A 400-nucleotide genomic window follows, 5' to 3' on the forward strand; every position below is an offset into this window, starting at 1 on the left:
ATTGCGGAAACGGGACGAACCCTGCCTGCGCTAGTCTGGCTGTTCGTGGACACGTAGCCGCTGGTCATGCCCACGCACCACGCGCTCGAGGAGTCGTATTCGGTGCTGCTCCAATACCAGTCAGTTGTAATTATATTTTGATTGCCTGATACAGAGGATAATAGCTCATTGATTTCGGTCTTATATTTAGCGATGGTAATGAGTTCTCCTTCGCTGGGAAGATACCACTCGGTTTTGTCTTCAAGTCCGTCCAGTTCAAGCGTACAAGCCTTGTAGTTCTTTGCTGCTTCCGCGGCTGGTGCACCGACAACACCGGAATTATCCTTAACTCCTGCGGTGGCTTCTATGATAGCATCTGTATTTTGCTTTCCGTCTGCCGTTTCATAAAGCCCTTGATTAC

General features: G+C 49.2%; 1 protein-coding gene. It reads right to left on the reverse strand.

Features of this window, described 5'->3' with window-relative positions; genetic code table 11:
- A partial coding sequence (locus HMPREF2794_RS17160; protein ID WP_139147272.1) for an Lcl domain-containing protein occupies positions 1-400 on the reverse strand: 400 nt, incomplete at both ends.

It is taken from the genome of Bacteroides sp. HMSC067B03 (assembly GCF_001811315.1).
GTDB classification, from domain to species: Bacteria; Bacteroidota; Bacteroidia; order Bacteroidales; family Bacteroidaceae; genus Bacteroides; species Bacteroides faecis.